Raw genomic sequence first — 8,719 nt, forward strand, 5'->3', positions numbered from 1 at the left:
TCTAGCTTCGTCGGCAGCGTCAGATGTGTATAAGAGACAGTATATATATAGGCGAGTATTACAGCAAAATCTTTCTTTGAAAGGAAAGGTTTTATTTGCATAAAGGAACAAAAAAAACAGCACAATGGTCAGATTTTTATTAATTATGTAATGAAAAAATAGCCTTCTCATAAACGAGAAGGCTATTTTTTCATTATTTTACAGCTTCTTTTAGTTCTTTACCAGCTTTGAAAGCAGGTACTTTAGAAGCTGCGATTTGCATTTCTTCACCAGTTTGTGGGTTACGGCCTGTACGAGCAGCTCTTTCACGAACTTCGAATGTACCGAATCCGATAAGTTGTACTTTTTCACCAGCAGCTAAAGCGTTAGTGATTGATTCTACTACAGTTTGTACAACTACAGTAGCTTCTTTTTGAGAAATCTCAGCATTTTGTGCTACGTTTTTAATTAATTCTGTTTTATTCATGTTTTTCACCTCATATGTAAATAATGCTATTTAAGTTGTTATTATAACGTATAAAACATTCGAGAACAAGTGTACGTAGATATATTCACGAAAAAAATGAAATTTGTAATATTTTTTAGGCCTACTTTATAACCATTCCATTTAAGCGGATATAGATTTGTTCTGTATTTCAGTCTTCTCTTTATTTGTAGGTAGTTTCTTATTATAAGATATGAAATAAGGTAGTTCTACAAAATACAAACCGCCTACTAAATTCCCAAAGAAAACAAGAAGTTTGGGAAATATTCAATCCAAGTTACATGACCGGTAAAAATTGCAGCTGGGATAACAAACATATTTGCTACAACGTGTTGAAACCCCAATTTTTTTCATGTTGTCACATCAATGTAACAAAAGGATTTTAAACTACATCTAGAGGTGAAAACATGAATACGCATCATGTAAAAAAAGAACAAAAAAAATCAATCTTAAAGAAACTTATTATAAGTTTCATAAGTATAGTAATGATTCCAGTAAGCTTGTATTTCTATGCGACAGAAATAGAACGAAAACTAATAACAGTTACGTGGAATGAAATAGAAGCCCCGACGATTCCTAAAGAGTTTAATAATAAAAAAATATTGCAATTCTCAGATGTACATTTAGGACCAGAGTTTACATTGAAACAACTAGAAAATTTGGTGGAGAAGATGAATGAATTGCATCCAGATATAGTAGTTTTCACAGGAGATTTAATAGATAAGTTTGGATCTTATAGTGCGGAAAAAGATGAAGCGAAGGTTATTTTGCAGAAAATTAATGCTCCCTTAGGGAAATATGCTGTGTTTGGGAATCATGATAGGGGCGGGGGGGGTAGTGTGTTTTATAAAAAGTATATGGAGGAAGCTGGTTTTTCTGTATTAGTAAATGAAGTGCAGAAAATTAAAGTGGGAAACGGTAAATATATTACAATATCAGGTTTGGATGATTTCTTATTAGGGAAGCCGCAAATAGACGCGACTTTAAAACATGTAAGGCAACAAGATTTCAATATGCTATTAGTACATGAGCCGGATGTTGTAGACAAAGTAGCTTGTTATCCAGTTGATTTTCAAGTTTCAGGGCATAGTCACGGAGGACAAGTTCAAATTCCTTTTATAGGTCCATTAATTACTACAAAATTAGCTGAGAGCTATGTTGAAGGTATGTATGAATTAGAAGGGAAGAATAAGCCGTTACATTTATACGTAAATCGAGGTATTGGGACAACCCGAATGCCGGTTAGATTTTGGAGTGTACCTGAACTTTCAGTATTTGTGTTGAAGCAAAATAGTAATTAGACGATTCTAGAATAGTAGGAGGACTTTCAGAGAAAGTTCTCCTTTTTATTGATTAAATACAGAATGTTATGTAAATTAAATTTAAAGTGTTAAAAAAGAAAGGGGAATTTCTATGATAGAAACATGGCATAAAGAGTTGGAAAGTTTGTATAACCAAATGGTTTCGTGGCGAAGAGATTTTCATCAATACCCAGAGCTATCGTTTCAAGAAATAGAAACACCGAAAAAAATAGCTGCAATCTTAAAAAGTTTTCATATTGATGTGAAAACAGATGTCGGGGGAAGAGGAATCATCGGCGTAATTGAAGGTGGGAAATCTGGGAAGACAATCGCGTTGCGTGCTGATTTTGATGCACTACCTATTCAAGATGAAAAGAAAGTTTCATATAAATCAAAGGTTCCGGGCGTAATGCACGCTTGTGGCCATGATGGACATACAGCAACACTTTTAGGAGTTGCAAAAATATTAAGTGATCATAGAGACCAACTTTCTGGAAAAATAGTTCTTATACACCAACATGCAGAAGAGAAAGAGCCTGGCGGGGCTATCGCTATGATTGAGGATGGTTGTTTAGAAGGAGTAGATGTTGTTTTTGGTACGCATGTATCTTCTCAAATGCCTGTAGGAATTGTTGGTGCGAAAGCAGGAGCAATGATGGCGGCAGCTGATTCTTTTGAGGTGAAGGTTCAAGGGCGAGGTGGTCACGGAGGTATGCCGCATCATACTGTAGATGCTATTATTGTTGCAACACAAATTATTAACCAGTTGCAACTGTTAGTTAGTAGAAAAGTCGATCCACTTCAATCCGTAGTTTTAACAGTTGGTACATTCCATGCTGGTCAAGCGGATAATATTATTGCGGATACTGCTACGTTTACAGGAACCATTCGAACGTTAGATCCTGAAGTAAGAGAATATATGGAGAAGGAATTTAGACGAGTTGTTGAGGGGATTTGTCAGTCTCTTCAGGCTGAAGTTAATATTCAATATAAACGTGGCTATCCAATATTAATAAATCATGTAGAGGAAACGAGTCATTTTATGGAGGTTGCAGAACGTGATCTTGGAAGAGAAAGGGTCATTGAAGTGCCGCCGATTATGGGTGGTGAAGATTTTGCATACTACTTAGAGCATGTTCGAGGAGCATTTTTCTTCACAGGTGCGGGTAATGAAGAAATAGGAGCAACATATCCGCATCATCATCCTCAATTTGATTTTGATGAACGTGCAATGTTAGTTGGTGGGAAGTTACTTTTAAGTCTCGTAAATAGCTATTTACGAAATGGAGATGAATCTCTTCGTACTGTAGATATGGATGTGAAAAAGTAATTTACATAAATAAAAAACAGCAATAGGTTACTTTATATAACCTATTGCTGTTTTTTATTATTTTTGCAAAGGAATAGCATCAAAATATGTTCTGTAGTTATTGGAGAATTCAAAGCTGTTTTTTGCATCCCAATTAATGGACCAAGACATTAGACCACGAAATGCAGGGTAGCCATTTTGATTAGAAAGCTTATACTTTCCTCCGAAAGGAACGCCTTTAATGATATAATCTAAAGCTTTTTTCATTTCAGTTGGAGAAATATACCCGCCACTTGGAGCTGCTGCTGGTGCCGCCGGAAGTCCAATCATTACTTGATCTGAACGAAGAGCTGGGAAAATATTATTTGGATTACCGCCTACAGGAAAGCCATGTAAGAGCATATCTGCCATCGCGACCTCGTAGTCTGCGGTTCCTTGATTATAATTATTACCGTCCATCCCAATGCCGCTACCAGCATTATAGTGTTGAACGTGAATATAAGTTAGTTTGTCTTTCACTCCGTAAATAATTGGTAAATATGCACCCCATATGCTTCCATATGCGCTATACCCGCCTTGAACATAAGCTGTTTCAGGGGCCATGCTTAGTAGGAAATCTGAGCCGTAATGGTCTGAAATCGTTCGAATTGCTGAGATAAGATTCACGATTTGAGGAGTTGTTGGGTTTTTAAAATTAGTGTCATTGCCGTTTAAGTAAATACCTGATTCAAGGTCAATATCTATTCCATCAAAACCGTATTTATCGATTAGAGATTGAATGGAATTAATAAAACGTTGTTTAGCAGCATTGTCAGGAAGTAAAACGACTCCATTTTGTCCACCTATTGAAAGAACTACTTTTTTTCCTTTACTTTTTAAATAGGAAATATCAGATTTGAACTCTGCATCTGTACCATACACAGGGGAAAATTCAACAGTGGAACGATCACCACCAGTTTCACCGAAAGATACATTTATTACATCCCATTTTGGTGAAACATCTTTTAATTTAATAATGCCAGTACCGTTATCAAAGTTATGCCAATATCCAACGAGTAATTTTGATCCTAAATTGTTTGCTGCTTTTGTTTGGAAGGGAGCTAGCGGTAGCAGTAAGAAAATTACTAACATACAACAAATAAATTTGAACTTGTTTAACATATCAACACTCCTATACAAAAAGTTGTCTAGATGTATAATCTTGTTTCTTTAATAATATCTGAAAATTCTATCTTTTTTAGGTTTAATAATTTTCTCAACAATTGTGTATGGAAAATTATTAAACCTAATGTAATAATTTATGAAGGAGGTGGATTTGAAATTTTTGAATTCAGAATATTTTGATATATTAAGAAGTGTAAGACAAGGTTTTTTGCATAATACTCTTACATAAATTTCAAAATAAAGTTTGGAAGGGGATGTACAAGATTTGGATAAAAATCTTAAGAAAGACCTAAAAATACGCCACATTACGATGATCTCAATTGGTGGCGTAATAGGGGCTGGTTTGTTTGTTGGAAGTGGTGCAGTTGTACATTCGGCCGGGCCAGGTTCTATCGTTTCATATGCATTAGCAGGACTTCTAGTCATTTTCGTCATGAGAATGTTGGGCGAAATGGCAGCTATTAACCCGACAAGTGGTTCATTTGCAACATATGCACGAGAAGCTATTGGCCCATGGGCGGGGTATACAATTGGGTGGCTATATTGGTTTTTCTGGGTAATTGTTATTGCAATAGAAGCCACAGCAGGTGCTGGCATTATTCAATATTGGATTCCAGACATCCCACTCTGGTTATTAAGCCTAATATTAACGATTTTATTAACGTTGACGAATGTTTTTTCAGTGAAATCATTTGGAGAGTTTGAATATTGGTTTTCTTTTATTAAAGTAATAAGCATCGTCTTATTCCTTTGTCTTGGACTTGCTGTTATTTTAGGATTTGTACCAGGAACGGAAGCACCTGGCACTTCAAATTTAGTAGGACAAGGGGGATTTATGCCAAATGGGATAAGTTCGGTGCTGCTTGGAATTACCGTCGTTATATTTTCATTTATGGGGTCAGAGATTGTAGCGGTAGCGGCTGGTGAGTCTGCTGAACCTGTAAAAGCAGTAAAAACAGCAACAAATAGTGTAATTTGGCGTATTCTCGTATTTTTCATTGGATCTATTGCTATAGTCGTTACACTCCTTCCGTGGAATTCAGCAAACATACTAAAAAGTCCATTTGTAGCGGTACTTGAACATATAGGAATACCAGCGGCAGCACAAATTATGAATTTTATCGTGTTAACAGCTGTACTCTCTTGTTTAAATTCGGGCTTATATACAAACTCAAGAATGCTTTTTTCGATGGCAGAAAGAGGAGATGCTCCAAAGGTGTTTTTAAAATTGAACAGTAGTGGTGTTCCAGTTCGAGCAGTTTTATTTGGAACTTTCTTCGCTTATATTGGAGTTGTTTTTAGTTACATATCTCCAGATAAAGTATTTTTATTTTTAGTGAATGCTTCTGGTGGGATCGCGTTACTCGTTTATCTCGTTATTGCAGTTTCGCATTTAAAGATGCGTAAAAAAATGGGAAAAGTAGAACAAAGAAATTTGAAAGTGAAAATGTGGCTTTTCCCATATGTAACGTATGTTACAATTGCTGCTATTATAGCAGTTTTAGTTGCAATGCTTGCAATTGAATCTTTGCGTCCACAAGCACTTTTAACGATGCTTGTTACTGTTCTTATAATACTTTCTTATTTTATTTTTAATAGAAATAAAAATAGCACAGTTTTGAAACCTAAAAGTAGAAATGAAGAATCCGTTCGACTCTAATTTATTGTTTTGGAATAGAGTTACACCCAATCATTGCTATAAAAGAATCATATATAAACATAGAAACGAGTAATTACTATTGTCATAGTGAATATAAACTTTTTTCTTGACTTTTTATACGAAGGCGAGCAAAATGGTAAAAAAGGAAGGGGGGGGATGATGATGGAAGAGTACGTATTAGAGCTGTATAACCTGTTATATACGACAGAATGGCAAGATATTGTTTCGTTTCTAGGAATAGTATTTTGCATGAAAATTGTAATCGTATATATGGAAGAGCAAGGTATGTTCTATTCCTTCTCATCCCCGTTCGATGTGCAGCGCGAGCCGTTGCTGAACTATGCCAAGGTGAATTACGAACAAATTCCTTTTGTTCTATTCTTTATGATTCGATTTATAACAGCAATTGTAAAGAAGAAAGAAAGTGATGATGAAGAGTGCCACGTAACTTGTAATATAGCTAACGTTTTTTAAGCTAAATACAAGGAGGAGATTTATATGTGGTTTCGATTTCTTATGATTGGTTTCTTTTCATTAACAGCAATTTCATTAATGGGATATCAAGTATCTGAAATTTTTCAAGCATATAGCGATACGTTTTTTAACAAAAACTAATTGCATTGCTATTTGAATAATAAAGCGATAAAATCCTTCTTAAGAAGTTTTATTAAGAAGGATTTTTTTCTTTGTCTTGTCTTACTGTGTCAAACTATTGTCACATTTACACTGTGAATAATATGTTAAAATAGTGAGGTTACGTATACATATTTGAAGGAAGAGGGAGTGACCATTTTGGTGGATCAATCAACAAATCAGAAAAGCTATGCTCCTATTGTGATAACGCTTTCTGTAATTGTAAATGCGATTATTTTATTTTTGTTCTTTGGACCTGTTGGCTATGAAGGAGAAGTACATTTTGATGTAACGATTTTACCAATGTTAAATGCAATTTTTAATAGCTTTACGTTCGTATTCTTATTAGCAGCTTTATACTCTATTATTAAAAAGAATGTGAAAATGCACCGCGGTTTCATTCTTGCGGCATTCACGACGACTTTGCTATTCTGTGTTTCGTATTTATCGTATCATTACTTGGCGCCAGCAACACATTTTGGCGGGGAAGGATTTATTAAATATGTGTACTTCATCATTTTAATTACACATATTATCCTTGCGGCAATTATTGTACCACTTGCATTGTTCGCACTTGTATTTGGTTTTACGAATCAATTAACACGTCACCGTAAAATTGTACGATGGACGATGCCAATTTGGCTATATGTAAGTCTATCTGGTGTTATTGTTTACTTAATGATCTCACCTTATTATCAATAAAAAATCTCAGCCCTAAAGGCTGGGATTTTTTTGTTAAGCAAATATTTTTGTGAAATGAAAAAAATATGGTATACAAAAGTATAGTTGCTTTTTAAATAGAAGGGATGGTAAAAAGATATGCAAAATTTTGTATTTCGTAATCCGACAAAACTTATTTTCGGTAAAGGACAATTAGAGCAGTTAAAAACTGAAATTCCACAGTTCGGTAAAAAAGTTCTTCTCGTATATGGAGGAGGCAGCATTAAAAGAAACGGTATATATGATAATGTAATTTCTATTTTAAAAGATATAAATGCGGAAGTATTTGAATTGACTGGTGTTGAACCGAATCCTCGTGTATCAACAGTAAAAAAAGGGATTCAAATTTGTAAAGAAAATGGTGTCGAATTTATTTTAGCAGTTGGTGGAGGAAGTGTAATCGACTGTACGAAAGCGATTGTCGTTGGTAGTAAGTACGATGGAGATGTATGGGATATTGTAACGAAAAAAGCATTTGCTAGCGAGGCATTACCATTTGGTACTGTACTTACTCTTGCAGCAACAGGATCTGAAATGAATGCAGGCTCGGTAATTACAAACTGGGAAACGAATGAAAAATACGGTTGGGGTAGCCCGGTTACTTTCCCGCAGTTTTCAATCTTAGATCCAGTTCATACTGCGTCTGTACCGAAAGATCAAACAATTTACGGTATGGTAGATATTATGTCACACGTATTAGAGCAATATTTCCATCATGGAACAAATACAGAACTACAAGATCGTTATTGTGAATCTGTTTTAAGAACAGTAATTGAAACAGCTCCTAAGCTTTTAAGTGATCTAGAAAATTATGAGCATAGGGAAACAATTTTATATTGCGGTACTATGGCGTTAAACGGCATTTTAGCAATGGGAGTAAAAGGAGACTGGGCAACTCATAATATTGAGCATGCAGTTTCTGCTGTTCATGACATACCACACGGCGGCGGCCTTGCAATTCTATTCCCAAATTGGATGAAGCATGTTATAGATGAAAATGTAAGTCGTTTTAAACAGTTCGCTATTCGTGTATTTGATATAGAAACAGATGGCAAAACAGATAAAGAAGTGGCGTTAGAAGGAATTGAGGCACTGCGTCAATTTTGGACTTCAATTGAGGCGCCAGTAGCATTATCTGATTATACTATTGGCGAAAATGAAATTGATTTAATGGCGGATAAAGCGATGGCTTATGGTGAATTTGGTAACTTTAAAAAATTAAATAAAGATGATGTTTTAAGCATATATAAAGCTTCTTTATAAGTGAATCGAGAAAAGAAACCTATTTGATATAACAATCAAACGGGTTTCTTTTTTGTTTTCTATAATTGTTTTTTTTTTTTTTTTTTTTTTTTTTTTTTTTTTTTTTTTTTTTTTTTTTTTTTTTTAATTTTTTTTTTTTTTTTTTTGTTTTTAATTTTATTTTTTTATATTAATGGGTGTTTTTT

The 8,719-nt window shown here is 34.6% G+C and carries 7 protein-coding genes and 3 pseudogenes; 7 read left to right on the forward strand and 3 right to left on the reverse strand.

Annotated features, from left to right (window positions below; translation table 11 throughout):
- Window positions 1-51: 51 nt before the first annotated feature.
- Window positions 52-162, forward strand: a pseudogene (locus JDS92_RS28550) (GNAT family N-acetyltransferase); the annotation flags it as partial.
- Between the two features lie 31 nt (window positions 163-193).
- Here the strand turns inward: JDS92_RS28550 and JDS92_RS28555 are convergent.
- Complete coding sequence (locus JDS92_RS28555) at window positions 194-466, reverse strand: HU family DNA-binding protein (protein WP_001043903.1); 273 nt, start codon at window positions 464-466, stop codon at window positions 194-196.
- A 141-nt stretch (window positions 467-607) separates the two neighbouring features.
- Window positions 608-828, reverse strand: a pseudogene (locus JDS92_RS28560) (formate/nitrite transporter family protein); the annotation flags it as partial.
- 63 nt (window positions 829-891) lie between these two features.
- Here JDS92_RS28560 and JDS92_RS28565 point away from each other — a divergent pair.
- Together JDS92_RS28565 and JDS92_RS28570 are read left to right on the forward strand one after the other, a co-directional pair.
- Window positions 892-1,785 (forward strand): metallophosphoesterase, encoded by an 894-nt coding sequence (locus tag JDS92_RS28565; RefSeq protein WP_001091710.1) that lies wholly within the window; start codon window positions 892-894, stop codon window positions 1,783-1,785.
- 112 nt (window positions 1,786-1,897) lie between these two features.
- Window positions 1,898-3,115, forward strand: coding sequence for a M20 metallopeptidase family protein (locus JDS92_RS28570; protein ID WP_199632937.1), 1,218 nt, complete (start codon window positions 1,898-1,900; stop codon window positions 3,113-3,115).
- Window positions 3,116-3,172: 57 nt separating this feature from the next.
- Here the strand turns inward: JDS92_RS28570 and JDS92_RS28575 are convergent, their stop codons facing one another.
- Window positions 3,173-4,255, reverse strand: a complete 1,083-nt coding sequence (locus JDS92_RS28575) for a chitinase (RefSeq protein WP_199632938.1) — start codon at window positions 4,253-4,255, stop codon at window positions 3,173-3,175.
- A 268-nt stretch (window positions 4,256-4,523) separates the two neighbouring features.
- Here JDS92_RS28575 and gabP point away from each other — a divergent pair, with 268 nt between their 5' ends.
- The 4 genes and pseudogenes from gabP (at window position 4,524) to JDS92_RS28595 (ending at window position 8,534) form a co-directional block, all read left to right on the forward strand.
- Entirely contained in the window at window positions 4,524-5,918 is a 1,395-nt protein-coding gene (gene gabP, locus JDS92_RS28580; RefSeq protein WP_000360093.1) for a GABA permease, read from the forward strand.
- 133 nt (window positions 5,919-6,051) lie between these two features.
- Window positions 6,052-6,392 (forward strand): annotated as a pseudogene (locus JDS92_RS28585) (hypothetical protein).
- A 318-nt stretch (window positions 6,393-6,710) separates the two neighbouring features.
- Window positions 6,711-7,253 carry a DUF420 domain-containing protein gene (locus JDS92_RS28590; RefSeq protein WP_000228316.1) on the forward strand — a complete coding sequence of 181 codons (543 nt, stop codon included), beginning with the start codon at window positions 6,711-6,713 and terminating at the stop codon, window positions 7,251-7,253.
- A gap of 117 nt (window positions 7,254-7,370) precedes the next feature.
- A complete protein-coding gene (locus JDS92_RS28595; RefSeq protein WP_199632939.1) occupies window positions 7,371-8,534 on the forward strand; it encodes an iron-containing alcohol dehydrogenase in 1,164 nt (387 codons plus the stop codon).
- Window positions 8,535-8,719 lie beyond the last annotated feature (185 nt).

The sequence above is a fragment of the Bacillus cereus group sp. N12 genome, assembly GCF_016483575.1.
Classification (GTDB): domain Bacteria; phylum Bacillota; class Bacilli; order Bacillales; family Bacillaceae_G; genus Bacillus_A; species Bacillus_A toyonensis.

Excerpts from the sequence above, each read along its gene's own strand:
- JDS92_RS28555 (WP_001043903.1), bottom strand. The coding sequence starts at position 466 with ATGAATAAAACAGAATTAATTAAAAACGTAGCACAAAATGCTGAGATT.
- JDS92_RS28565 (WP_001091710.1), top strand. The coding sequence starts at position 892 with ATGAATACGCATCATGTAAAAAAAGAACAAAAAAAATCAATCTTAAAG.
- JDS92_RS28570 (WP_199632937.1), top strand. The coding sequence starts at position 1,898 with ATGATAGAAACATGGCATAAAGAGTTGGAAAGTTTGTATAACCAAATG.
- JDS92_RS28575 (WP_199632938.1), bottom strand. The coding sequence starts at position 4,255 with ATGTTAAACAAGTTCAAATTTATTTGTTGTATGTTAGTAATTTTCTTA.
- JDS92_RS28595 (WP_199632939.1), top strand. The coding sequence starts at position 7,371 with ATGCAAAATTTTGTATTTCGTAATCCGACAAAACTTATTTTCGGTAAA.